This window comes from Photorhabdus australis DSM 17609, from assembly GCF_000711895.1.
Taxonomy (GTDB): domain Bacteria; phylum Pseudomonadota; class Gammaproteobacteria; order Enterobacterales; family Enterobacteriaceae; genus Photorhabdus; species Photorhabdus australis.
The window spans coordinates 1-24,009 of record NZ_JONO01000065.1; the positions used below are offsets into that span (position 1 = coordinate 1).

Annotated in this window: 29 protein-coding genes; 25 read left to right on the forward strand and 4 right to left on the reverse strand. The window is 36.0% G+C overall.

The window, feature by feature from the left end:
* Together BO26_RS15860 and BO26_RS24205 are read right to left on the reverse strand one after the other, a co-directional pair.
* On the reverse strand, positions 1-291 hold a 291-nt coding region (locus tag BO26_RS15860; RefSeq protein WP_036772244.1), incomplete at its 3' end, for a helix-turn-helix domain-containing protein.
* Between the two features lie 244 nt (positions 292-535).
* Positions 536-712 (reverse strand): hypothetical protein, encoded by a 177-nt coding sequence (locus BO26_RS24205; RefSeq protein WP_236637481.1) that lies wholly within the window; start codon positions 710-712, stop codon positions 536-538.
* 644 nt (positions 713-1,356) lie between these two features.
* Here BO26_RS24205 and BO26_RS15865 point away from each other — a divergent pair.
* On the forward strand, positions 1,357-2,367 hold the full coding sequence (locus BO26_RS15865; RefSeq protein ID WP_051691016.1) for a serine hydrolase domain-containing protein: 1,011 nt from the start codon (positions 1,357-1,359) through the stop codon (positions 2,365-2,367).
* Positions 2,368-2,832: 465 nt separating this feature from the next.
* Here BO26_RS15865 and BO26_RS15870 read toward each other — a convergent pair whose 3' ends face one another.
* Entirely contained in the window at positions 2,833-4,200 is a 1,368-nt protein-coding gene (locus BO26_RS15870) for a hypothetical protein (RefSeq protein ID WP_236637482.1), read from the reverse strand.
* Between the two features lie 921 nt (positions 4,201-5,121).
* Positions 5,122-5,487 (reverse strand): hypothetical protein, encoded by a 366-nt coding sequence (locus tag BO26_RS15875; protein ID WP_036773091.1) that lies wholly within the window; start codon positions 5,485-5,487, stop codon positions 5,122-5,124.
* Between the two features lie 778 nt (positions 5,488-6,265).
* Between BO26_RS15875 and BO26_RS15880 the strand changes: the two genes are divergently transcribed.
* The 24 genes from BO26_RS15880 to BO26_RS15995 form a co-directional block, all read left to right on the forward strand.
* Positions 6,266-6,541, forward strand: a complete 276-nt coding sequence (locus BO26_RS15880) for a hypothetical protein (protein WP_036773094.1) — start codon at positions 6,266-6,268, stop codon at positions 6,539-6,541.
* Between the two features lie 55 nt (positions 6,542-6,596).
* Positions 6,597-7,307: an EscR/YscR/HrcR family type III secretion system export apparatus protein gene (locus BO26_RS15885; protein WP_036773097.1), complete on the forward strand. Its 711-nt coding sequence runs from the start codon at positions 6,597-6,599 to the stop codon at positions 7,305-7,307.
* Complete coding sequence (locus BO26_RS15890; RefSeq protein WP_081861922.1) at positions 7,304-7,999, forward strand: type III secretion system apparatus protein VscT2; 696 nt, start codon at positions 7,304-7,306, stop codon at positions 7,997-7,999. Before BO26_RS15885 ends, BO26_RS15890 begins: the two co-directional genes overlap by 4 nt.
* Positions 7,992-8,255: a hypothetical protein gene (locus tag BO26_RS15895; protein ID WP_036773100.1), complete on the forward strand. Its 264-nt coding sequence runs from the start codon at positions 7,992-7,994 to the stop codon at positions 8,253-8,255. The genes BO26_RS15890 and BO26_RS15895 overlap by 8 nt, the downstream gene beginning before the upstream one ends.
* Positions 8,245-9,720 (forward strand): secretin N-terminal domain-containing protein, encoded by a 1,476-nt coding sequence (locus tag BO26_RS15900; RefSeq protein WP_036773101.1) that lies wholly within the window; start codon positions 8,245-8,247, stop codon positions 9,718-9,720. Before BO26_RS15895 ends, BO26_RS15900 begins: the two co-directional genes overlap by 11 nt.
* Positions 9,720-10,982 carry a type III secretion system ATPase VscN2 gene (vscN2, locus tag BO26_RS15905; protein ID WP_036773104.1) on the forward strand — a complete coding sequence of 421 codons (1,263 nt, stop codon included), beginning with the start codon at positions 9,720-9,722 and terminating at the stop codon, positions 10,980-10,982. Before BO26_RS15900 ends, vscN2 begins: the two co-directional genes overlap by 1 nt.
* Positions 10,936-11,325 carry a hypothetical protein gene (locus BO26_RS15910; RefSeq protein WP_036773105.1) on the forward strand — a complete coding sequence of 130 codons (390 nt, stop codon included), beginning with the start codon at positions 10,936-10,938 and terminating at the stop codon, positions 11,323-11,325. Before vscN2 ends, BO26_RS15910 begins: the two co-directional genes overlap by 47 nt.
* A gap of 9 nt (positions 11,326-11,334) precedes the next feature.
* Positions 11,335-12,531 carry a hypothetical protein gene (locus BO26_RS15915; protein ID WP_036773108.1) on the forward strand — a complete coding sequence of 399 codons (1,197 nt, stop codon included), beginning with the start codon at positions 11,335-11,337 and terminating at the stop codon, positions 12,529-12,531.
* Entirely contained in the window at positions 12,518-12,751 is a 234-nt protein-coding gene (locus BO26_RS15920; protein ID WP_015835584.1) for a flagellar biosynthetic protein FliQ, read from the forward strand. Before BO26_RS15915 ends, BO26_RS15920 begins: the two co-directional genes overlap by 14 nt.
* A 30-nt stretch (positions 12,752-12,781) precedes the next feature.
* Entirely contained in the window at positions 12,782-13,168 is a 387-nt protein-coding gene (locus BO26_RS15925) for a hypothetical protein (protein ID WP_036773111.1), read from the forward strand.
* Positions 13,169-13,809: 641 nt separating this feature from the next.
* Positions 13,810-14,346, forward strand: coding sequence for a winged helix-turn-helix domain-containing protein (locus BO26_RS15930; protein ID WP_036773112.1), 537 nt, complete (start codon positions 13,810-13,812; stop codon positions 14,344-14,346).
* A 340-nt stretch (positions 14,347-14,686) separates the two neighbouring features.
* A complete protein-coding gene (locus BO26_RS15935) occupies positions 14,687-14,944 on the forward strand; it encodes a hypothetical protein (RefSeq protein WP_036773115.1) in 258 nt (85 codons plus the stop codon).
* Positions 14,944-15,501 (forward strand): type III secretion protein, encoded by a 558-nt coding sequence (locus BO26_RS15940; RefSeq protein ID WP_081861923.1) that lies wholly within the window; start codon positions 14,944-14,946, stop codon positions 15,499-15,501. Before BO26_RS15935 ends, BO26_RS15940 begins: the two co-directional genes overlap by 1 nt.
* A complete protein-coding gene (locus tag BO26_RS15945) occupies positions 15,488-15,955 on the forward strand; it encodes a hypothetical protein (RefSeq protein ID WP_036773117.1) in 468 nt (155 codons plus the stop codon). The genes BO26_RS15940 and BO26_RS15945 overlap by 14 nt, the downstream gene beginning before the upstream one ends.
* An 18-nt stretch (positions 15,956-15,973) precedes the next feature.
* A complete protein-coding gene (locus BO26_RS15950; RefSeq protein WP_036773120.1) occupies positions 15,974-16,480 on the forward strand; it encodes a hypothetical protein in 507 nt (168 codons plus the stop codon).
* 102 nt (positions 16,481-16,582) lie between these two features.
* The gene (locus tag BO26_RS15955) at positions 16,583-17,668 is read left to right on the forward strand and encodes a hypothetical protein (protein WP_236637483.1); all 1,086 of its coding nucleotides are present in this window, start codon (positions 16,583-16,585) and stop codon (positions 17,666-17,668) included.
* Positions 17,669-18,070: 402 nt separating this feature from the next.
* A complete protein-coding gene (locus BO26_RS15960) occupies positions 18,071-19,189 on the forward strand; it encodes a hypothetical protein (RefSeq protein ID WP_236637484.1) in 1,119 nt (372 codons plus the stop codon).
* Between the two features lie 103 nt (positions 19,190-19,292).
* Positions 19,293-20,336: a type III secretion system translocon subunit SctE gene (locus BO26_RS15965; RefSeq protein ID WP_036773128.1), complete on the forward strand. Its 1,044-nt coding sequence runs from the start codon at positions 19,293-19,295 to the stop codon at positions 20,334-20,336.
* A gap of 14 nt (positions 20,337-20,350) precedes the next feature.
* Positions 20,351-21,085, forward strand: a complete 735-nt coding sequence (locus BO26_RS15970) for a hypothetical protein (protein WP_051691017.1) — start codon at positions 20,351-20,353, stop codon at positions 21,083-21,085.
* A gap of 40 nt (positions 21,086-21,125) precedes the next feature.
* Positions 21,126-21,683, forward strand: a complete 558-nt coding sequence (locus tag BO26_RS15975; protein WP_036773131.1) for a hypothetical protein — start codon at positions 21,126-21,128, stop codon at positions 21,681-21,683.
* The gene (locus tag BO26_RS15980; protein WP_036773133.1) at positions 21,676-22,104 is read left to right on the forward strand and encodes a hypothetical protein; all 429 of its coding nucleotides are present in this window, start codon (positions 21,676-21,678) and stop codon (positions 22,102-22,104) included. The genes BO26_RS15975 and BO26_RS15980 overlap by 8 nt, the downstream gene beginning before the upstream one ends.
* A complete protein-coding gene (locus BO26_RS15985) occupies positions 22,105-22,674 on the forward strand; it encodes a hypothetical protein (protein ID WP_036773136.1) in 570 nt (189 codons plus the stop codon).
* Positions 22,675-22,965 carry a hypothetical protein gene (locus BO26_RS15990; protein WP_036773138.1) on the forward strand — a complete coding sequence of 97 codons (291 nt, stop codon included), beginning with the start codon at positions 22,675-22,677 and terminating at the stop codon, positions 22,963-22,965.
* A 1-nt stretch (position 22,966) separates the two neighbouring features.
* On the forward strand, positions 22,967-24,009 hold a 1,043-nt coding region (locus BO26_RS15995; protein ID WP_036773141.1), incomplete at its 3' end, for a hypothetical protein.

Genomic DNA, 24,009 nt, shown 5'->3' on the forward strand with positions numbered 1-24,009 from the left:
ATGGAAAAGATGTTGAGATAAATGGTTGATTAAAAAATCAGTTTGTTCTCGGGAAAGCAAACTGTCAGACCCCCCATTATCCGATTTCAGTTTACCTTGATTGAGGTAATCACTGATATGGCGGTCAACGGTGGTCTGATGGAGTCGCAATGCCTGGGCGATCATCACAGAACTCCACCCTTCAGAAGCCAGAAGGATGGCTTTTATTCTGTCTCGTACTTGACCATCGCGAGTGGTGTCGTGAAGACGTTCAAGTTTGATTTTTTGTTCTGATGTAATAAATATTTTCATAGCGAGGATAATGATCTCCATTTCGGATAAAATCAAGCATCTTCAATGATTACGGGTATACATATTGCAGAACGCCACCTGGCTGACAATTCCGTGCGTTGAAGATCTTCAGATATAATTAATAAGGAGCCTTTGATTTCAACAACAATCAGGCTCGTCACAGTGGCATATTTTTAAGTTTATTATTTATTTTAAACTCATTATATACGATGAGCAGTGATGTACTGATACTTACACTTACACATCATGATAATTCAACAGATTTACTCGTTAAACTGTCGTCAACCATATGCTTAAGTTGCTGTAGAACAACTTCTTGCTCCAATAATTTTTTCACAATCCAATAGTTCTCTGACTTCAATATACATAATTCCGTTGCCAGATACTCAATCTGATTTTTATAATCATTTTTTTTACACATTATATTTCCTCTATTTATATTTAATTTTGATATTTATTTTGTCAATATGTCTTTATTTACCCATTGGCTAGATTAAATGATCTACATATAAATAAAATTGGCAATATAACCTTATAGCCTATTGTATTTAAATTAAATATAACATTGAACTGTCGGTAGCATCATTAACTCTTCAGGAAGGTATGTGGAGGTTATAAACCAGCCACTATTGATATTTTTTTAGATAATACAAAGTTAAAAAACAAAATCAACATAAAATCGATAAAAACGATCATAAATTAATTATTGATAGGTTTTAGCAATCAATGATTAAAACAACGATCGATGAGAACATTTTTATATCACGATTAAATTAGGCTATAATATAGACGATTTTATTATTTTTAATAAAAAATAAAGTAATGCTTAAAAATTTTAAAAACGGTTGCTTCAATCTTTTAGTTATCTCCTATTTATTAACCATTTCATTATTGAAAATGTATCAGAGGATAAATTTAATATAATAACAGTTCCTGTGGAGTTAAGACTGGCGCTGGAGGAATAAAAATAATATTTAAAAGCCGCACGTAATCTTATGTAAATCTTGTTGTTATTATAATATAAAAGAATAGATTGAATTTATTATTTTAAATAGAGATCAAATTATGTTATTAAATATTGATTTTGATAGAGCGTTACAGGGTTGTTTATATCCTAACATACATGCTTTATTGGTTTCTCAGAATGACAAAATAGTTCTGGAGAAATATTTTTCTGGAGAAGATGAATGCTGGGGAGATAAAATCGGCAAAGTGACTTTTGACAAGGACAAATTACATGACGTGAGGTCCATTACCAAAGGTATTTTAGCTATTTTATATGGAGCGGCAATAGAATATCATCAGGTTCCAAAACTCCAGGATAGGTTAATTAACGTATATCCTGAATATAGGGAAAATAATTCATATGATGGATTGAAAGTAGAGCATGTCATAACAATGACATCAGGTATGGATTGGAATGAAAACTATCCATATGATGATATAAAAAATGATGAAATCGCAATGGAGAATTCACCAGACAGGTATCATTATATATTTTCCAAACCAGTTATTAGTATTCCGGGCAAGAAGTGGAACTACTCAGGAGGATGTTCAGCATTACTGGGGGGCATAATTGATCGAACTTCTGGGCATACCCTGGCTAATTTTGGGGATAAAACCTTATTTACCAGGTTAGGGATAAGTCAATTTCATTGGTATAAAGGAATGGATGGTGTTGACTCAGCGGCATCTGGGCTTCGTTTGACAGGTCGGGGGTTGTTGAAAATCGGTCGATTGATGCTAAATAAGGGACGGTATAACGGTATTGATGTTATTCCCTCAGCATGGATAGAGGAGATTCTTAAGGTTCGGGTAAAAACAGATGATAGCGATTATCAGTGCTATGGATATCACTGGTTTATTGGCGGTTACTATTCTTGCGAGTTGAATAAATATTTCAAATGGTTCTCTGTTATAGGAAATGGCGGTCAGGTTCTGTTGATATGCCCGGAGTTAGACACTGTAGTTGTCATATTCAGCGGAGAGTATAATAAAGATAGCATTTGGGATGATATTAAAAGGTTGCTCGATAACTTTATTTTTCCCTTATTATTGGCGAGATATTTTAAATAATAAATATACCGAATGAACTTCAAGATGCTTGAGCCGTCAGACATAAAAACATTTAAATTCAACAGCATAATCATTTTTCAAACATGCACTTTGAAGTGTCTTGAGTATATACCCTTCATCTTTCAAGCCGCTGCTTTGTTGGCTGCATTCACTTACCCCAGTCACCTAGTTATCTATGCTCCTGGGGATGCGTTCACTTGCCGCCGCACTGCAACTTGAAATCTATTGGGTATATCTGTAATCAGGTGCATGGTTGGTTTACTGATTAAAGTAAATTAATAACATTATTCTCTCCTGGACAATGTGATTAAAATTGTCTGTATATATATGCTAACAGGTATAATACTGATAATGCAGGCGATATTGCCGCCTGCATTAATATTAATGATTTTTGTTTATCTGGGCCTATTGTTACTAATAGTAATAATAAGCAGAAATGCCGTGCAAGTTCCTGCCATTGTCCAGTTATTCGTATGGCATAACTGGTGCATCTTCATAGTATTTAGTTTCCTGTAAATAAATGGTATTCCCTTCAATTTTACTCACTCCAAAGCATGCTTTTGGTGAGTATAAAATTTCATTTTCACCACCATTGTTAAATTGCAGGCCATGATCAACACTTAAATTCCTACCACTGTTACCTTGCACAACAAATAATATCGCACGTTCTCCTCTTCCGGCAACGCTAAATCCTTCTGCTACAGATTTAGTTTTTGATGTTGAGAAAAACTGAGCAGCCTTGAATACTGGAATTTGCTCTGGGTTTTTCTTTTTGATATTTTCAAAGCTCTTTACTAATTTATTATAACCAGCTTCTGTAATACCTTGTCCCCGGAAAGTCTTTATCATTTTTCCTTGGGGCTGATAGAGATCATCTGTCGCAGCCTGAACTATGTCTTTTGTATCTCCTCGACAACTTTGTTCTATCAATGATTTCAATTCCTTCCATTCACCTGATCGATAATTATCAGCATGGGCTTTGTAGTATTCATTATAGATTTCTGTACTACTGATGCGTGGTAAATTACTAAGGTTATTTTTTCGATATATCTCTCTTGCTGCTTTATTTAATACTGAGCATCCAGCATTAGAGTGGTAAATACGCCCGAATTCTAACAACCTTGCGCTAGCTTTTTTATGATACTCAACAAGCTTAGCTTCTAACTTAAGCTTTTTAGATTGAATATTATTTAACTTATTCTCAACTTCTTTTAATTCCATTTCCGCTGGCTTATATTTCAATGCGGTCTTTTCTTTCAGCGAAGAATCCTTTTCATCTAATACCTGCTTCTGATTTTTTAATTCATCTATTTTCTTCTGAATAGGTTTTATATCATCTTTTAATTTAGATATTTCACTTTCAGATTTAGTAATATCTTCTTTTGTGGATTTTATTTTTTCTTTCATAAAATTTATCGAAAAATTGTTATCCCCCGAATTATATTTATCTTTCGCTTGTGCTTTTTCTTCTGCGTAGCGATTTTTGTAAATAATATTTTTAATACATCCTGTATTGACTGGTTTGAGCTTTCCATTTTTTAGCCTTAATTCAGTTTCTCCTCTCAAATTTTTTACATTACTTAAACTTTCCATAGCTGTTGTGAGTTTAGAAATATTTTGATTATCATCTTTTACCCAACGTTGAAGTTGGGTGATCTTATCTGATTTTACACTTACATACTCCTGGAGTTCTTTTGAATCACGTTGTATAACAGATAGTTGAGAGCGAATATTTTTATGCGCTTTTAAATTTTCAGGTGTGTTTTTTATTCCGTTGATTTTTTCTAAAAGAAGAAACTGTTTTTTTTCCAACTCATTAGCTTTTTCTGACAAGCAACTTATTTCGGAATTGATGGTATTAATGATACTATTGTGCATTTTCAAAACATAACTCTCCATATAAAAAATTAAAAATATTCATAAAAAAACAATTAGTTAAAAGGTGATTGGTTACTTAAGTTCAATATCAGCCATTGAACAGGGTTTTACGCTATCTATAACAAAAATTTTCAGCTATGACTTCCCCTTTGATAAGCCTTCCTGTATATCATTTGTATGTAACAAAAACGGCACAACATTATGAAAACAGGTATGATTTAAATTTTTGGCCATTTAAAATAGCTTCTTAATAGTTTTTTCGTTCCATTGTTCCTGAAACCCCAATAATGCTTTATGATTGAGAAGTATTTGTTATTATTGTCATAAAGGTCCTTAATATTATCTACTGAGATTTTCATCTCATCATTTTCATATTCCAATTTAGCCTTTTTGAAAGGCTATTCCTGGGTTTAAATTTCTGTTGAAAGCATGTCCACATATCTAGGGGGCGATTTTTAATTTTTTACAAAGGTGCTCATCAATGAAATGATCACACCGTTATAATGATGAATAAAATGAAAAAAAGTGAAATTTTATCCATAATCATTTTTACTGGCCGCAATGGTGTCCGATTTTACGTGACCGTTACAATCTGAAAAATATAGTATGGAGTTGACAGGATTACATGTCAGTGTCATATGCATGATAAATGGGATTAATTGGTTAAAATTTTTCTATATACAGTGCTCAAATTCGGTATAACATTACATACTTGCAAAAGAAAAATTGAACTGGCAATTAATGAAAGACATTGGGCTGATTAGATTCATATTTTAATTATGACAAGAGTCAGATATTGAATATCTGTTTACAAAGATAAATGGATTAATTGAGAATATAAAATGAACGATCAAAAGTCAGGGCCAGTACTTGGCACTATGTTTTCAGAAACTTAATTTGTGGAACCAAAGCATTGTGTTTGAGCATACAACTGCGCCAGGCGCTCCCCGGATCTCCATTATCCAAGGTAGTCGCGGTAAAATAGGGAATTCCAATTGTTACAGATTTGGTATAGTTACTGTTACCAAGTGGTTTAGATTGTGAACTCACATAGAAGGCAAATGTAAAAACCTGTTTCCCCTCGTTCCTTGTTATTTTCTTAGAAAGCTCGGTTACACAATCTTTGGCTGAGCTATTAATTTGGTTGAACTTTGTATCAGTCTGATTTTCTGTAGATATTTTTGTCGTACATCCGGTAATGAATATAGCTGGCAAAATTAAAATAATTAGACCGAATCGCATATTTTTCACCCTGGTGTTTGATTTACTTGGAAAAATATTTTTAGAGTAACTTTTTTTTAATTTATGAGTAGAAAAATTTATCTGTGTTATTGAGTGATTAAGTATACTCAGGGCGCATTAGAATGAAAATTTATTTAACATGGTCGTATCTTTGTTGGCTCATATGGTACCTTGAAACACATTGATACCTATCATATGACTCAAGAAATCTGAATTTCACATTTAGTAAGGAAAAAATTTAATTGTGGTCATTTTGAATCAATTGCAGTCGACAAAATGAATGGTTGGAAGAGTAAGAATTGAAGAATGTGCAGTCAATTGGTGCTGTTAGGTGCGGCTATGTCAGAGCCAGTAATAATTTTAACTGTATGTTTTTCTATATTGTTATATACCCGTCATCTTTCAAGTTGCTTCTTTGTTGGCTGCACTCACTCACCCCGGTCACAGAGTTATCTATGCTCCCGGGGATTCGTTCCTGGCCGCCGCGATGTATCTTGAAATCCATAGGGTATATTAAAAGCTAAACATTATGGTTTTCATATTCAGTCAGTTAACAGAGAATACACGAGGAACGTTCCTGCGGCTATTTCATGTTTGTGATTTTTTCTGATTAACCACATAAAATCAAAAAAAACTGAGTCTTTTTTTTTCACTGGTGATTTTACGATGGTATGGGTAGTCTTGTGCCTCGAATATAGGTTATTAACTGTATTCAATAATCTACTTCAGTATGAATGAGTAAAGTAGAATTCTATTTTTTATAAAGAGGTTATATCTAATGGCTGGGACAGTAAGCAAACCCGATTTAACAGATGGTCGATTGACTACGATTGATGCTGCTGGCACATTTCAGGAATTCATTAAAGTTGCAGATACAGCAATTGAAGAGTTTCTAACAGCTCATACCGAAGAAGGAGGGGCTTTAAACCTTTCATCTGCGGACTCATTAAAGCTTCAGCAATTGATGTCAGACCAAAGTATTGCCGCTCAGACAGGAACATCCACGTTAAAAGCGGTAAAAGATAATATCGTAGCGGCAGCACGTAATATCTAATATCTGCCTTGAAAAAAGGGTAGCAAAATATATTTTTAATATAGAAGAGTTTTTAATGGTACATTTGTTGAGTCCAGAAAATGCTTACTCTGGTGTGAACCTGGTAATATTGCTTTGCCTGGTGCTTCTGTCAGCGGTTTTTTTCATCTGCTTTTCGGGCTTTGTTAAGTACAATATTGTCCTGAATATTTTGAAAAATGCTATGGGGACTCAACAAATACCACCATCTATTGTTGTGAATCTATTAGCTGCCCTTTTAGCATTAAATAGTATTTGGGGAGATTTAGAACCCGGTCTGGAAAGAATTAAGCCATATTTTACTGATACGTATGATAAATCAATACCGATAATTGATCCTATTAGCGGATTAGGGCTTAGCAATAACGAACTGAGCAAATCAGGTGATGTGACTATGTATCATTTGGTTTCACGTATTGACGAATACTTCCCTGAAATAATAGCGAGAGCTGAACGTAAATCTCTGGAATTAGAAAAGTTATTTACTCTTCCCATAGCGTTTAATGATGAGAGTGGCAGTGTGCTTAAACCGTTGCTTGGGGGGCTAATACTGGATTTATACAAAGGGTTCGAATTGGGGATTAAACTCTATATGATATTTGTCAGTATAGATTTCTTAATTGCTGTTGTCCTTAGTGGTGTTGGTATGAGCATGCTATCGCCTACAGTCATATCAATACCGATTAAATTGGCTGTATTTTATTTTTCCGACGGCTGGACTATTTTGTTCAATACATTGGACGGATGATGGAAAATTTTCTCTTCCCAAGTTGGTTAAGCTATGCTGCCTTCTTTTTATTTCTGAAAATATATAATCCAACCCGATTGTTTCTTGACAATATAACGATCACTGCAATATCCGTATTTTTTGCTGTTTATGTGGGTTCTCAGGATTGGGGAGGAGTATCAGACTACTTTTGGGTTGTTAGGGCTGTGGTATTTGCATTGTTTGTCTCAGTTCCTTTTTGGTTGGGTAGTATGGTTGGGAGTATTATTCAGCAACTTTTGTTACTCAATGAACAATCCGTTCAGGATAAACGGTTTACTGAGGAGTCTGAAGCATTAGCCAGGATGAGTGGTTTATTATTCGTTATGTATGCTTTGGATAACGGTGCATTATTTACACCTATTATTAACTTACTAAATGGTGACATCAGTATTGGCACTGGAGAGTACAGTGATATGGATTTTCAAAGACTGTACTTTTTAATCGTTGGTTATCTGAAAATGACCGCAATAGTGGCAAGTAAATATATGATTGTCATCATATCTATTTCGATTTGTGTGGTAATGGTAGATCTATTTTTTAAAAAATCCTCATTGTCGATATTTGTTACTGCCGACCTAAAAACAATACTCGTGATTATCCTTTTAAATACATGGTTTTTTAATGACCAATTGTATCTATTCCAGAAAATGACCGGGGTTTCCAATGAATGAAATATCAATTCCTTCACTTCATTTTTCTATACCAAATGAATCTTCAGATTTTCAGGAGATGATGACAAAAATGAGTCAACAGGAGGAATCAACTAAATTGGTATCAAATCAGTCGATAAAGTCTGATACAGATGATGAGATAATCCCTGATGATGAGATGTCTGAAATTATAATTCAATATATGATAACTAATAATACAATTAAGATGTTAAAACAACATCAAGAAGCAATGAAGGAAATTTTAGATGAAGAGTAAGGTCGTATTTTTTTTCTTGCTATGCTTGATAGGCGCTACAGCTAATGCACAAGTTATGCTGAAAAAAGATGAAATGAATCTCAAAGAGGCTTTAATTGCTATTGCGAAGGATGAGCAATTAAAACTGGTAGATGGTTTAGATGATAAGACAAGTCGACAGCCGTTAACTCAGGTGCTGAGAGGAGAAGGCACAGAATTATTGGCTAAACTTTCGGATGTCTATGATTTTGACTGGTATATTTATGGTGGGACGATAAGCGTACAGTCAGGGCAGTCTTATATAAATTATACCTATAAACCGAAGAATATCTCTCCCGAAGTCCTGTTAACTGAGCTTGAATATGCTTTTCAAACTAATAGTACGATAAAGATAAAATTGATAGAAAGAGGAAACTCTTTATTATTTTCCGGACCTCGTAATTTTATCAATGATGTTCTGTCATATTCGAGCATGACAGACAATAACGAATTTTTGGAAAACGGTAATGATCTTGAAATTGCCAGGATTGAGTTTAACTATCTATCTGTCGTTGACCGTAATATCAATACCTTTGGTGGGTCGGTTAATTTCCCTGGGGCAGGTTCGCTTATTTCTGGCGCTCTTTCAAATATGGGCCAATTTAAAAACGTGGCAGATGGTGAAATGTTGGAACGTGCCTACAAGGTAAAGTTAAATGAGGGTGATAAGCAAAAATTAGAGGAGGCGGAAAAAACATCAAAAGTTCAAGTTATTCCAGGTACTAATGCCTTACTGGTACGCGGTACCCCGGACGAAATTACACTGGCAAAACGCATTGCCTCAATGATTGATGTTAAAGGAAAACAATTGATGTTTTCCCTGAAAGTGTATGATGTAGCTGCGGACAGAACAGAGCACTTTGGTGCCGACAGCTCAATGCTGAATGGTTCTACAGGAATATATGACATATTGACTCTGCCTTATTCAGCGACCAAGGATTTTTTAAATAACTTTCAGGCCATGTATAGTAATGGATTAGCACGAAGTGTTTATTCTACTAACCTACTTATATTAGAAAACCATCAAGGGCATTTTGGTAAGAAAGATACGATAACGGTGAATCTGGTTTCTAATAAAGAGGTCGAGAGCCTGAAGATAGAGGCGGATAATAGCCTTTATGTTACTGGTCGTGTACTTCCTTCCGGTGGTGTTCAGGCTAAGCTTGAATATATCGAGGAACACTTTGATGATGATAAAAGTAGTAACCAGAATGGTGTTTCCCAGCCGCCAAAAATCAGCTCGCAATCATTATCCTCAGAAGCATTTATTAAACCAAATGAAACGATTATTTTGGGCGGTTTTGATAATATAGAAACGCTATCTTCTGAATCAGGCGTGCCAGTTTTATCGAGTATTCCGTTATTAGGTGAGATATTTAAAAATACCAAGTTAACGAAGCGTAAATACAAACGATATATTGCGGTTTCATTTCAGGTGATTGATTAATGTTGCAACGGTTTTTTAAAGTCAAAGAATCCTATCAGGATATGGTTATCTGCTATGTGAATGTTGATACGTTTGTGGGGCAGGAATGTCTGGTACATACCGTTGATGGAGAGCGTATCCGAGGGGAAATTATGAAAGTGGCCGGGCACCAGATAGAAATAAAACTGTTGCAACCTGGTACTGTTCAGCGTAATGGGAAAGTTGAAATTCCATATCGTCGATTTTGTTTTCCAATGAATGAAGATGCGCTAATAGGGAAGGTCATTAATTGCTATGGTGAATCACTTTATGGTGATGCCTACCTTGAAAAGAATAAAGAATATTTTGACTTACCTATTTCGATTGAACCTATTCCTTTGAAAAATCGGGCTTCAATTGAAAAAGTATTCCCGACTAAATTGAAAATAATTGATGGCCTTTTTACTATCGGAGAAGGGCAACGTGTAGGGTTATTTGCCCCAGCAGGGGCAGGAAAAACCACTACCGTTTCTATTATGGCCAATAATATGGATGCAGATGTTGTAATCTTTGCCATGATTGGTGAGCGTGCTCGTGAAGTTGTTGAGTTTTTGGAAGGAGAAATAGGTCCAGAAGTCATTAGAAAAGCAATAACAATTGTGTCGACATCCGAAGCAAATCCATTAGAGAAAGTCCGTTCTGGTTTGGTCGCTGTTTCTATTGCGCGTTACTTTATGGAGCAAGGGAAAAAAGTAGTACTTTATTTTGACTCTTTAACTCGTTTTGCCAGAGCTCAAGCGATGCTGGATGGCACCCCTATTCAGGGAGGAATACCTATCGGTGTTTCTCTCGCCTTGTCACGATTAGTCGAGAGTTGTGGTAATTCCGTTTATGGTTCGGTTACCGGTATTTTTACCGTGTTAATTGAAACTGATATTGATAGCGATCCTATTGCACATGAAGTTAAATCTTTAATTGATGGGCACCTGGTTTATTCAACGATGATTGCATCTACGGGAAGATATCCCGCAATAGATGTATTGAAAAGTAAAAGTCGATTGCAGAATAAGATTCAGGATAAACGTTATGTACAAATGTCTGAACGGATTAAAGATATGGTATATCGTTACTTTGATGTTGAATTATTGATTCGTGTAGGGGAATACGAGAAGGGTAACGATTTATTGACCGATAATGCGATAGAACTCTATCCGGAAATTATGAATTTTCTAAAGCAAGGGTATGAAGGGGTAGAGTATGAAGAAACCCTCCAAGAGATGGAAAGAATTCTGTCAGATTATTAGCATTATCGATATTGGAATTGGTAAGCAGCAACGAAAATTAAAAAAACTTAATAAACAACATGATGTGTTGAAAATGACCATTGCTGATTACTGGCAAGATGTACAAAAAGCACAAAATAAGCTGAAGATGTTAGATATTGAAGATGAGATTGATGCGCTAAAAATTTTTTTTAGGCGCAGAGAGAATATTCGATCGTTAATAGAATCTTTGGTATTTGATGTATCTGTCGTTCAGCAAGAGTTAGAGAAAATAGAAATAGAAATAGCAAAAGCAGAATCGGAAAAACTGAGGTTAGAGAAGCGGAAAGATGTATTGGATGAATTAAAAAAACAATTGACTTAAGAGGCGGGAATGAAACTAGAATTAATCAGTATAGATGAGCCTGAGTCTTTGAATTCTGATGATGCAGATCAGGGTTTTAAAAGTGTTCTTAAAGAAACAATGAATGATGTTAAATTTGTTAAAGAGATGAAACGAATGTCATCGATTCATAAAGATAAAAAAAGGAAGGTGAAAAAAAAAGAACCGGATAATCTTTGTTTTTCATCTTTCCAAGCCTCATCTAATTTACAGTTTAATGCTGACAGAGCGCTAACTAATGATAACGTAAGTATAGGGGGGGAACTTTCACTGCAAGGATTAAGTGATAAGGCTAGATTGGGTCAATATAATAAAGCCTTGCTAGGCAGTACTCGAGTGCGGGAAGGTTTCCAGCTAACAGAATCTAATGTACGGTTTAATGCTGACAGAGCACCAACTAATAATAAAGTGAGCATGGAGGGGAAACTTTCACCGCAGGGGTTAAGTGATAATGTTAGATTGGGTAAATATAATAAAGCTCTGCTAGGTAACACTCGAGTTCAGCAGGAAGATTTCCAGACAGAATCTAATTTACGGTTTAATGCTGACAGGGCACCAACTAATAATAAAGTGGGCATGGAGGGGAAACTTTCACCGCAGGGGTTAAGTGATAAGGCTAGATTGGGTAAGTGCAATGAAGCTTTGCCATATAATACTCAAATTCAGCAGGAAGATTTCCAGACAGAAGATGTTTCTCAATATATTCATATTTTCTCCGACATAGTAAAAGAGAACCCATTATCATTACCCTATAAGTTCCTGCAGGGATTGCAGTATCTATCTATGGTGTCGCCAGAAAAGATAGTGAATTCATACGTTCCAAAGAATAATCAAATAAAGGGTGCTCAGGATTTTAACCATTGCGATAGGGCGGTTGTTGGAGCAAGATTTTCTGCTGTAGAAGTTAGTGTTGGTCCTATGTTTAAAAATACTGTCTATAAATCTAATTCATTGTGTTCGAATATTTCTAATTTCGACAATAGTACTGGTTGGATTCAAAATTCATTACTAAATGAAAGTATAAAATATACCTATTTAGCTAATTTGAAAAATTCACCTGCTGATGCATTTTATCGCAACCCGGTGGCTCGTAATTATCGTGTTTTCTTTAAAGGTATGCGCTATTTATTTAAAATAACTGGAGAAAAAGCATGGTTCAATGAGGGAGGCGAGGATGACTGCTCTTGATGTTGCGGCATTGTGTTTGAGTATTTTGAAAGATGGAGTTTTCATATTTTCTATCTGGTTTGTTATTACTGGTGTGTCTGTTGGTCTATTACAAACTATATTCAGTGTACAAGATCCAGGGTTGCCATTAACTGCAAAGTTGATTGTACTTTTCATTCTTTTAACCCATGCAGGGAAAGATGTGTACGAACAGTTTCAATTATTATTTAGTGTTTTGTAATTTTTTATTAACAAAAGTAAAGTTATAAGGATGATTACGTTGAAAAATTTTAGAAATATTATTTCCAGAATTTTAATTGAGAAGTTAGGTTTGGATGCGGTGATGTTGTCACGGCTTGATGGCAATAAACCTGTTTGTATTGAACTAAACGGCGGGGCAGAGATATATATAACCTATGACGATGATTTTACATTACTAATGTTTATAGAGATACCAATTAAAGATTTTCGGGTTCTACAAATGAAATCATCACAAGTTATGGAGGTTTTTATAGCAGATGAGGAGTTACATATGAATGTGAAACAGAAAAAACTTGTTGTACTTACTCATCTGGATGCGGAAAGTAAAAATTTAGATGATAAATTGTTAGATAAATTAGTATCCTTTAATATTGTCTATGAGATCATTAATGGGTGAAGTAAAAGTTAAAATTGATTAATTTATTCACCCCTGAATTAAAATGAATGTTAGTGAATTGAGATGGTGGAAGGTTTTATTAAAAAGACAGTTTTAATAATGGTGAATTATCTCGATAACAACTGGCCAGTAACAACAAGAAAATAATAGGTAACCTGCCTTTTGGCGGGTTATTTGACGGACTGTGAATTCTACCGTTAGTACAGCTTTTCCATGCTAAATTTTGTGGTTTTGAGTGCAACCACTTCAAATGTCAAATGATAAAAAGGAAAAATATTTTGGTTATGGCTATGATTAAGTAGAGATGTCACATTTTCTGAGACTTCTATATAAATCTGAATTATCTGCCGATTTTGGAATGTAAATCTATATGATTTATTTTTTTGAAATAAAAAACTATATTTTGTGTGATTTTCAATGCAACTTCCTTTCTTCAGGGTACTTATGGCTGAATATGATGGTATGTGAAATAAAGTGCTGCTTGATGAGGTTAGTTGAATAGTATCGTTGTGTAGAAGGCTTGGGGAGACGAACGTCATCTGCTCCCATTGGGAGAGAAGATCTTATTGCTGAGATTTGTTTGAGCTCCTTATTATATTGATTAGCCAGACATTTGGTGTGAATTTTAGAGGTGTTATAAAATGAAAGATTATGTTATTGGCCGGAATGTATTTTTTAACAGCTTAAAATGTAATATTTCATCTACAGTTCAGGAAATAACGTTAGGAAGTAGGGAAGCAAGCCTGTTAGAGTTATTCTGTAAAAATCCAAATGAAGTGATTAATAAGACGCAGATCCATGAATCAGTGTGGGGAGCAGTGATTGTTAATGAAACGTCGTTGACTAAGGCTGTTTCTAATCTTCGGAAAGCGTTATCTGGATTTGATGATTTGACTTGTGAAATAAAAACTATACCAAAAGAAGGATACATTTTTATCATTGACGAAAAACTTGATAATTGGTGTATTAAAGAAAATTTGCTGCCTAAAGAAACTAACTTATCTTTTAGTCGTCAAGATAAAAAAATGAATACCGTTTCTGATGAACTGAGCCTTCAGAATAGCATTTCTCCTGCGGTGAGTAAGTCGTTTTTAAATCTAGTATATATCGTTATTCTTTCATCCTTATTTTCATCAGTGATAACGACAGGATTAATCACATTTATCAGTCAGCACTGAGATTACAGTGGTTTTGTAATAAAACAGTCCTTATCCTTCAATGGAATAGGTACTTAATAAATCGAAATTATTTTTCTGGGAAATGTTAAAGTCATGAGTGATATATACTCAAGATACTTCAAAGTGCATGTTTGCAAAACGATTATTTTGTTGAATTTAAATGTTTTTATGTCTGACGACTCAAGCATCTTGAAGTTCATTCGGTATATGCCGACTACTTGGTAAATTCAAATTCTTGAATCAAAATGAATTCTGAAGAATTCACTATACAAGCAGTTTCAGGCTGGTACTTTGGTGGTAAGTATGGTTGTGTTTTCAGACAGAGGATAATGAGTTAAAGATGAATGATTTTGAGATTGCGAGTATACGGAACGAGCAAGCGACTATTTTTGAAAAAACTTATAATAATGTAGGTGAAGGTTTTAAAGAGATATTTGATGTTTTGAATGAAGTCAATGCGAGTGGAGGGCATATAACAGTTACGGACACTTTCGCGCTTCAGCAAGCTGTGTTCCAGTTTTCGATGTATAATGAAATGGTAACAAAGGTAGCCTCTAAATCCGCGGCAGCTGTTAATGATGTTATGAAGGCTCAGTAATGATACGTTTGAGAAATGTGATTCGTGGTTTTCTCTTTTTTTTGTTAGTAGGATGCCAGGATAGCAGTGGAGTTTCTATTGCTATGTTTGAATCGGCAGATATTGCGAATAAAGTATTAGTATTATTGAATCAATCTCATATTAGCGCCGACTTGGTTTCAACAAAAAATGGTTATTCTATTTTCGTTAATGAGACTCACGTTATGGAAGCAAGGACCCTACTATCAAGGTTCAATTTTTACTTTCAGACAGAGGATCTTAATGATTTGTTGGAATCAAAGTTTGCAAGTTTAAGCAAGTTAGAAAATATTAAAAGTAATCTGTTAGAAGGGAGAGAGATATACAATAAGCTGAATGTCATACCTGATGTATTACGCTCTAATGTGATGGTTTCGGGTAGTGAAAGTAAAAGAGTCTCCGTTCTTATCATTAGTATTAAAGAATTAGATGCTACCAGTAAAAGTAGTATAGAAAAATTCTTGAAAGGCATTGTTTCTGAACGAGATATTCTAACCGTTGAATATTTAGTACAATCGATAGTTGATGAAAAAATCTAAAAGGCATTACTATAAAATTCTTCATTACTATTTGGTAAAGGGTTTTCTAAATGAGGAAACATTTGACGTTATTACTACATTGAGTAATGAAGAAATTGTTATGTGGTTTTCTTCGTCCAGAACCAGAGTGTTTAAGGTCATTGAGTTACTTTCACTCGTGGCTCAATATCAGAGAGCGAGGTTAAATTATACTGGGTTGGATTGGTTAAGTTATAGAAAAAAACTGCCGCAGAATTATTATTTGTGGTCTGAGGCGGCTTTTTTCAAAGAAATACCTGGAGGTTATACTTCGCAAGAGCTTGGTCTTATCGTATTAGCGGCAGTTAATCGGCGTCAGGCAATTGTTTGGTCCTTAAGACTGGGTGTTAAGTTACCAGAGGGGCGGGTTATAGTGGGGCGTCCTGAATATTTAAAATCTCTTATTTTTGGGATGATTGAAAATAATGTTAAATAAAGAGAAAGAGATACTTATATGAATCATCAGTTAAATGTAAAAAAAGATAATGATGCAAGTGATGATTTTGAGGTTTTTTTGGATTCTCTTGATGGAAAAAGGATAGAGAGAGAACTTGCGATATTAGCAAAATCAAATAAAATCACAATAAATCAACTTAAATCAATATACAATTTAGGCGTTAAGTTTTATGCTAATATGCAGCTAAAGGAAGCAGAGGCAGTATTTTTATCCTATTCAGTTCTTAGTCCCTATGATCATCGGGGGCCTGGTAGCCTTGCCTCTATCTATTTAGAAAAAGAAGAGTTTAGAAAAGCGTTGGATTTATTAAATGTGTTGAAAACATATCCAACCTGTGATTTAGATGAAGTATTTGTAAATATTGCATTGTGTCACTATAAATTAAAAGAGTACGCAAATTCTAGCGCCGTATTTTATATTGTTAAACCAGAGAATTTAAGTGATTTTTATTGCAAACGTTATCAATTTTTACAGCAGCAGCTTAAGCCCTATATTGATACTTGAGAGATAAATATTTTGATTAACATCTTAAATACGCTGAGTAGATCGCCTATTGAAATAGCTCCCTTATCTCAGGATGATGGTTCTGAAGGTCAGGAGCTTTTAGTGATAAAACGCTCTGAAAACCAACTTGAAAAGGTTGACCAGGGTTTGGCGGCAATGCCTAATGATGCCAATGCATCGGTGCTGGCAATGATAGCCACACAGCAAAAACAGGTTGTACTGGCAATGTTAGGTGTTAATGCTGAACAGGCAATTGCTCAGGCATTAGCTAGTAGTATTGAGATTTACGCGCAAAAATTAGAGTTCATACAAGGATGGACTAATGGCGGCGTAGAAATGTTCAGATCCAGCTTAATGTTGATGTTTGAAAATAAAAAAGCTGATGGGGTTCAGTCAATTGATCTGGAAGATTTATTCCAGCTGGCGTTACTCGAGATCATGTGTAATCCACAAGAATATAAGCTGGAAAGTTGGTACGAACAGAATAAAGTCGATATTAGCCATATATTGGAAAGTACAGGTAGTGGCAGCCATTCCTTGCATGAGACGAATTGGAACACCCCACAAAAGCTTGGCGCTGTGGTGGTTAAACTTTATGACAGCATCATGAGCAATGGCAAGATTCCTCCTGACTCATTTCTCGGTCAAATTATGCAAGAGCTGGAGAAGGCCGGTGGGGGAAAAACCATATCCAATCAGATCGTCAGTGGATGGACGGATGATTATGGATGGTGGGTTAATCGCGGTAAGCCTGGAAGTGCTACAGAAATCAGCCCTATGCTCAGACTGTTTCTCTTGAGTTCATTGCTGGAAAATAAAGAAATGAGCAAGGAATCTGTTGAGCTTATTCTAACGGGATCTGTGGACGAAATAGATGCATTCGTTGCTTCAGAATTTGATGGGCAAGAGGGTAAATATAAGAGTGCATCATTGCAGTGGCTTATTGATCATGCTAATTGGCAGATGCAAGATAAACATAATACCGACCAGATCGATTGGATAGGTGATGGAATAGAAATTAAAGAGCTGACAAAATTATATAGCGAATTCCCTGGTAGAGAGTTATCGGAAGATGAATTAGAAGAAATTAACCGTATTGGTGATCAGGTGAAAATGATTCAACAGACACTCAAATATTGGCTTCAGATCTGCAAGGATGAGCAATTAGCAATAGCTCGTAATATTTGATAAGAAATTAAATGAATGTTTAGACTGTCTAAAACATGACAGGGGGCACTACATTTGATAGCGTCGTTTTATGATGGTAATTTAATGCTGATATTTATAAAAATGAGAATTAAGAAATAGATAAAATGTGACGAATATTTCGAAGATCTATTCAACCAGTAGCTGGTTGTGGTTTTTATATATATTTTATCACACGTTAAATGTATGCTCAGGTTTTATTTTTAAATCAAAGAGTTTAAATTATTTTATTGTGATTTTTATCAAATTCAACATCAGAGAATCAGAGCGTAGACTAATAGGAAAATATCAATGATTCACACTTTGTATCCTTCTAGTAGGTCGTCAAATGAAATAGTTCCCTTTGATCATAATGATGATGCTAAAGGCCAAAAGCAATTGGCCATGAATAACATAAAAATTATAGAAAGCTCTGAAAGCCAACGTGAAAAGATTGACCAGCGTTTGGCGACAATGCCCAATGACGCCGATACATCAGTGCTGGCAATGATAGCTACACAGCAAAAACAGGTTGTATTGGCAATGTTGGGTGTCAATGCTGAACAGGCAATTGCTCTGGCATTAGCTAGCAGTATTGAGATTTACGCGCAAAAATTAGAACGCATACAAGGGTGGACTAATGGCGGTGTAGAAATGTTTAGATCCAGCTTAATGTTGATGTTTGACAATATAAAAGCTGATGGGGTTCAGCCAACTGATCTGGAAGATTTATTCCAGCTGGCGTTACTCGAGATCATGTGTAATCCAAAAGACTATGGGCTAGAAAGTTGGTACGAGCAGAATAAAGTCGATATTAGTCATATATTGGAAAGTACAGGTAGTGGTAGTCATTCACTACATGAGGAAGCCTGGAATAGCCCGGAAAAGCTTGGCGCTGTGGTTGCTAAACTTTATGACGGCATCATGAAAAATGGCAATATTCCTTCTGGCTCATTTCTCGGTCAAATTATGCAAGAGTTGGAGAAGGCCGGTGGGGGGAAAGCCATATCCGATCAGATTATTAAAGGGTGGAAAGATGAATATGGGTGGTGGCTTAACAAGGGCCAGGGAAATATAAATATTAACGATCCTACTTCTGCCACAGTAATAAGCCCTATGCTTAGATTGTTTCTTTTAAGTTCTTTGCTTGAGAATAAAAGTATGAGCAAGGAAGAGGTTGAACTGATATTGACTGGCAGTCTGGAAGACGTGGATAAATTCGTTAAGGATAAATTTGAATTAGATGATAAAGACGTCAAGTATTCCAGCGCTTCTTTAAACTGGCTTGAAGCAAATACAACCTGGCGGATGTTGCCAGATGGTCGTCTTGATTGGCTTGGTAGCGGTATAGATCTTAATGATTTGGTTAATTTATATAGTAATTTCCCTGGTAGAGAGCTATCGGAAGATGAATTAGAAGAAATTAACCGTATTGGTGATCAGGTGAAAATGATTCAACAGACACTCAAATATTGGCTTCAGATCTGCAAGGATGAGCAGTTAGCAATAGCTCGTAATATCTGATAAGAAATTAGAAATATCACTTCTGAGACTTATTCTCAGTGTTACGGAGTTCACGTTCTTTTGGTTAAACGAACTCCATTTACCAGGCTCGTATGGAGGTTAAATGACTAGCATCAATATTATTTCTGATGTCGGATATATCCGCACGGAAGAAAATAAAGAGCAGCAGCCTGAGCTGCAAAAATCAGGACAAAAGGGTTTGCAACCATCAGCTTCTCCATCACAGCCTCTGCCAGGCAGCACACTATCGGAGAATGCATTGTGGCGAATGATTGCTGAAGCGGCTAAGACATTGGCTAATGGTATGTCTGGTACAGCCAAAGAAAATTCAGAAGCTAAAAAAGCGTTGATTGCAACATTAAAGGATGCACAAATCGCGCAATTGAATGAGCGTATGCAGAAATTGGAAGAGCAGGCAGCGGCTGAGAAGAAGAAAGGTTTTTGGGGCAAGCTTGGCATGGCCCTTGGCTTTATTGCTGCTATTGTCATGGCCCCGTTTAATCCAGTTATGGCCGCAGTGATGATCGGTACTATGGTCGCTGCTATCGTTGTGCCTAAGATTGTAGATAAAATTCTTGAGGCTAGTGGTGTTGATGAAAAAATCCGCAATTGGGTAAAAGTCTCATTAGAAGTGATCATTGGTATCGTGGGGGCAGTGTTGAGTTTTAACCCAGGAAATATCTTAGCTTCTGCGAGTAAAACTATCGCTAGTACGACGGCTAAAGCTGTAGAACTGGTTGAAAAAGCCATGAATGTGCTGAAATCCTTTAAAGCGTTCAACACTATTGCGGGAAAAGCGCAGAATATTATTAATAAGGCACTAAAGTTGCTGGAACCTTTATTTGCGAAAATACAAGAGTTTGCCAAAGGTGGTAAATTGGCAGCAGCGAGAATTGGTCAGGTAACATCCGTTTCATCCGATGTTGTTTCTGTGGTCGGAAGTGGTTATGCCATCAAATCTGCTTCAGTAATGAAAGATCTTGAGGTTAGTAAGGCTGAACAAGAAGAGATGGAAGCCCGCTTTCAGCAACTTCAAATTATGTTAAGTACGGCGATGAAAGCATTGACGAAATCGTTTGAATCTCTTTTCAAAATCAAGAGTGATGAACGTGAGTTTAATCAAAAGATGCTGAGTATACATTTGTAAAAAGGAAATGAGATATGTCAAACATTCAATTCAGTGCTGTATCTGCTATGACCTCTACGTTCGAAGACCAACTCAAGGCTGGGGTAGAGAATAAGGAATTACAGGCAATTAGCGCGAAAATGGCGAGTATTGAGCCTCAGGTTAAGTCTCTAAATCAACAGGTTGAATCGGGGACTGTTAGCATGGGCCAGCTAATGAAACTGATCGGTATGATAATCGATTCATCAAAAGAGTTGCGTTCACAGTTGCTGTTCAATCGAATTGATGAAGCGGTGTCCACGTTGGAACTGGGCATTGCTCTGGCACAAAACAAAAAGGAAACTGCGCAGGTTAAATTTGGTATTAATATGGCTATATCTCTTGTTTCCATGACGATACAAACCGCATCTGCCTACCAAACCAGCAAGTTTAAGACAGTAAAAGATAAACATTTGCCGGAGGGCAAAGTTTCTGATCTTTCGCCACAACAGCGTAATGACATTTCCGCAACATTACAGCAAGCCAGAACGGCTAAATATAATAATGTTACTAATTTAGCTCAAATGTCCAATAAGATTGGCTCTGATGGGGTTGAGTTTTTACATGCGGATAATGTGCGACATGATGAGGAAAATCAGGCATCAAAAGAAACGAAGCAGAAATTTGACGAGCAACTGACGCAATTCATTGAGAGTTTAGGTAATGAATTGGTGCAATTGCTAAAGATGATGGAAGCTATTCAGGGTGCAGCTTTGGTTACTAACCGTTAATTGAGGAGGAGCGAGCGCTTGTCGCTCGCACTATCAGTATATGGCTATATTACCAACTTCTTTTTCACAGTTTAGGGGAATTAGGGCTATTTCATCGCCTGAATCTCCAAGCCGAGCGACTGAACATAAACTTAATGATAAGGGTAAGGTTCGCCGAGTTCGTGATATCAAATCCGCTGAGCGACTGGTTAAAAAAAGACCTAAGTTATTCCGGATTAGGTCTGTTCAATCAACGCGAAGAAATCAGCGCGATTTTGCCAGACGAGTTAATGGGGATCTTCTTAGAGCAATTAGTGACTGGCATGGCTACGTTGATCAGTTACCTGAACCAGAAGAGCTGGATGATGCTACGCTCTTTGTTGTTCAATCAGCATATCATTCTCGCTATTTATACCCCAAAGATGTTTATGAAAAATTAAGTGTGTATCTTGAGAAATTAGAGATGAATACTGATGATTTACTCGAGGTGGATGCTGAACTTATTCAAAATCTTTTGGCAAGAGACAATGTCATATCTGATTTGATGACGCTATTAAATTTATGCCGTTGTTACGAAAAGCATAAAGTTAGATTAAAGCAAAGAGGTGTTAATGAATAAAAAAATACCTTCGAAGAAAATCAGACATTCTAATACCAGCAGTTTACGTCTGGACCCTTATGAAATGCTTAAGAATAAATCAAAACGATTAAGCTGGAATGGATTGTCAAACCCAGACATTTTTCTTGATAAGGCCGCGACTATTGAGTGGTTTTCCCTGCTGCGTGATTACTCTGATGAAATGGTAAATTTAGCCATTATTGAAGGGATTTTTGATAATAAATTTCATAATATTTCATTTATTTTGAGTTTGGTTCAGTCAGAGGATTTCAGGGAAAAATCCTCTATGGAAGTTTATAATTTATTATATAATTTTGTTTGCAGTATGCCAAAAACACTCCGGGACTGGATTGATGATGAGGATTTTTCAATGAGTCAAAACGTATTGGCTTTACTATCGAAAAACCGAGGGAGTGTTTAAATGGAAGAGAAGGAAAATTTTTTACCTTTGCTTGAATTAGATGGTGCTTTTTTTAAACAATTTAATCGGGTAGCAGGTAAACGCTTTGATAATGAAGACTTATCTATCGATTTTAACGGCTTACATAATACAGATGATTTAGAACAGGACGTTTTTCTTCTACGTATTGAGCATGTAGGAATAAGTGGCGAGTTTTACTTATCCTGTTTAGAGGCACGGCGAATATTTAATGTAGATACTAAACTATTCTCCCCCTCTTATCTTGAGTATATTTTTACTCGTCATATGGGAAAGTATGGCATTCAGTTTGAGCGTTATATCAGTAAAAGTGAACGGGAGCAGCAGCCTATTTTAGTCTCTGCTAAGGCTAAAATACACGATGAATACTACTCAATCCTGTGTGATTTAAATCAATTAAAGATTGATTCGGAATATCTCCGAGGGCGAAAAAATTCCTGGCCAGGAACGTTGAAGTTGTCTCTGGATGTGATTTTGTTTGAAACATTACTGGAAACGCAAGAGATTCGTGATTTGAGTAATGAAGATCTTGTCTTATTATGTGATAAATAAATGACGAAAGACCATATTGAATCTTTTTTGCAGCGCCTGGAAAATAATGAAGAGCAAGTGTTTGAATTTTTCCAGGATTATTTGCTTCTTCCGATTCTTCCTTTTTTTCAGTTGATATATATTGTTAATACTGAAGAGATCATTGAGGCATTGGCAAACATAGATAAGACATTTGATAGCATGATGATTCGTGTAGATGGGTATTTAACGGTTGCTATCTCTGAAAATAATTATCAGGAAAAAGAGCTGAGGAATATGGTCATTCACATTTTACAAATTATGAGATTTTAATATGTTAGAACCTAGAATATCTGTTGCCTCAGGTAATAATAATGTCAATGCTGATTCTCCAGCAGTTGAATCTGAAATATCTCAAGTGAGTGTCACAAATTCAATTATTACAGGAGGCAGCAACCAAATAATACATGCGCATAATGAGCAGCCATCTGCTGTGCATGTAGAGTCACCTTTGTTGCCGTTATCAGGTAAAGAAACAACAGCAAAAACAAAGAAACAAGCAAAACTGAGAACATCCAATTCAATCAGTAATAAGAGTAAAGCCATAGCTCATGTAGGGACCTTAACTCTCGCTTCTGTGATTGGAATTGCTTTGGCTCCATTTACCGCAGGAATCAGTTTGTTACCTACGGCATTTGTGGTGTTGTTTGGTAATGCTTCTGCTATGGCGATGTATGGGGGTTCCCAGTATTTACTAGGTAATCCTCAAGGAAATAATGAGAATAAATCGGATATAGATAAACCACGGGAGCCATTGAATGAGCCAGATTTTCACTCCCCTAATAGGTCAGCACATCGTTGGTCAGTGCCTGTTGTTGATGAAGAAGTTCAGCGACCTGATATTTCTGAAACTGATCATTCAGAAGAAGTAAAAAGAGATAATCCAGAAAGCGAGGGTGAAAAATCTGAACGTATTGATCAAGACATGATTGATGAAAAAGCCCGCTCTGAAGATAAAAATAATGATAAGCACCAACCCACGCTTATTGATCAATTAAAAGAAAAGTTCAAAGATGTTCCGGTTATTAAATACGTTGAACACGAAAATGAAATTGATCAAGTGGACTTTACTGATCAATTGCAGGAATTGCCGAATTCAGAAAATATCATAAATTCTTCGGACATGGTGGCGGTAGCGCAGCGAATGATTCATCTTGAAAATGGGATGAAACTCTATATAGGTGAAGTAGTGCCGTTGACGGCGGAATCTGTGCCAGCGACGGAACAACCCCCTCAGGTTGCCAGCCCAACACCGGGGACTACGGCGGAGGTTGAGAAACGACAGTGGCCGCCAGTGAAGGTGGATTACGGAGTGAA

Bases quoted from the DNA above. Each gene is read 5' to 3' on its own strand.
- BO26_RS24205 (WP_236637481.1), bottom strand. From the start codon at position 712: ATGTGTAAAAAAAATGATTATAAAAATCAGATTGAGTATCTGGCAACG.
- BO26_RS15865 (WP_051691016.1), top strand. From the start codon at position 1,357: ATGTTATTAAATATTGATTTTGATAGAGCGTTACAGGGTTGTTTATAT.
- BO26_RS15875 (WP_036773091.1), bottom strand. From the start codon at position 5,487: ATGCGATTCGGTCTAATTATTTTAATTTTGCCAGCTATATTCATTACC.
- BO26_RS15880 (WP_036773094.1), top strand. From the start codon at position 6,266: ATGGCTGGGACAGTAAGCAAACCCGATTTAACAGATGGTCGATTGACT.
- BO26_RS15885 (WP_036773097.1), top strand. From the start codon at position 6,597: ATGGTACATTTGTTGAGTCCAGAAAATGCTTACTCTGGTGTGAACCTG.
- BO26_RS15890 (WP_081861922.1), top strand. From the start codon at position 7,304: ATGATGGAAAATTTTCTCTTCCCAAGTTGGTTAAGCTATGCTGCCTTC.
- BO26_RS15895 (WP_036773100.1), top strand. From the start codon at position 7,992: ATGAATGAAATATCAATTCCTTCACTTCATTTTTCTATACCAAATGAA.
- BO26_RS15900 (WP_036773101.1), top strand. From the start codon at position 8,245: ATGAAGAGTAAGGTCGTATTTTTTTTCTTGCTATGCTTGATAGGCGCT.
- vscN2 (WP_036773104.1), top strand. From the start codon at position 9,720: ATGTTGCAACGGTTTTTTAAAGTCAAAGAATCCTATCAGGATATGGTT.
- BO26_RS15910 (WP_036773105.1), top strand. From the start codon at position 10,936: ATGAAGAAACCCTCCAAGAGATGGAAAGAATTCTGTCAGATTATTAGC.
- BO26_RS15915 (WP_036773108.1), top strand. From the start codon at position 11,335: ATGAAACTAGAATTAATCAGTATAGATGAGCCTGAGTCTTTGAATTCT.
- BO26_RS15920 (WP_015835584.1), top strand. From the start codon at position 12,518: ATGACTGCTCTTGATGTTGCGGCATTGTGTTTGAGTATTTTGAAAGAT.
- BO26_RS15925 (WP_036773111.1), top strand. From the start codon at position 12,782: ATGATTACGTTGAAAAATTTTAGAAATATTATTTCCAGAATTTTAATT.
- BO26_RS15930 (WP_036773112.1), top strand. From the start codon at position 13,810: ATGAAAGATTATGTTATTGGCCGGAATGTATTTTTTAACAGCTTAAAA.
- BO26_RS15935 (WP_036773115.1), top strand. From the start codon at position 14,687: ATGAATGATTTTGAGATTGCGAGTATACGGAACGAGCAAGCGACTATT.
- BO26_RS15940 (WP_081861923.1), top strand. From the start codon at position 14,944: ATGATACGTTTGAGAAATGTGATTCGTGGTTTTCTCTTTTTTTTGTTA.
- BO26_RS15945 (WP_036773117.1), top strand. From the start codon at position 15,488: ATGAAAAAATCTAAAAGGCATTACTATAAAATTCTTCATTACTATTTG.
- BO26_RS15950 (WP_036773120.1), top strand. From the start codon at position 15,974: ATGAATCATCAGTTAAATGTAAAAAAAGATAATGATGCAAGTGATGAT.
- BO26_RS15960 (WP_236637484.1), top strand. From the start codon at position 18,071: ATGAATAACATAAAAATTATAGAAAGCTCTGAAAGCCAACGTGAAAAG.
- BO26_RS15965 (WP_036773128.1), top strand. From the start codon at position 19,293: ATGACTAGCATCAATATTATTTCTGATGTCGGATATATCCGCACGGAA.
- BO26_RS15970 (WP_051691017.1), top strand. From the start codon at position 20,351: ATGTCAAACATTCAATTCAGTGCTGTATCTGCTATGACCTCTACGTTC.
- BO26_RS15975 (WP_036773131.1), top strand. From the start codon at position 21,126: ATGGCTATATTACCAACTTCTTTTTCACAGTTTAGGGGAATTAGGGCT.
- BO26_RS15980 (WP_036773133.1), top strand. From the start codon at position 21,676: ATGAATAAAAAAATACCTTCGAAGAAAATCAGACATTCTAATACCAGC.
- BO26_RS15985 (WP_036773136.1), top strand. From the start codon at position 22,105: ATGGAAGAGAAGGAAAATTTTTTACCTTTGCTTGAATTAGATGGTGCT.
- BO26_RS15990 (WP_036773138.1), top strand. From the start codon at position 22,675: ATGACGAAAGACCATATTGAATCTTTTTTGCAGCGCCTGGAAAATAAT.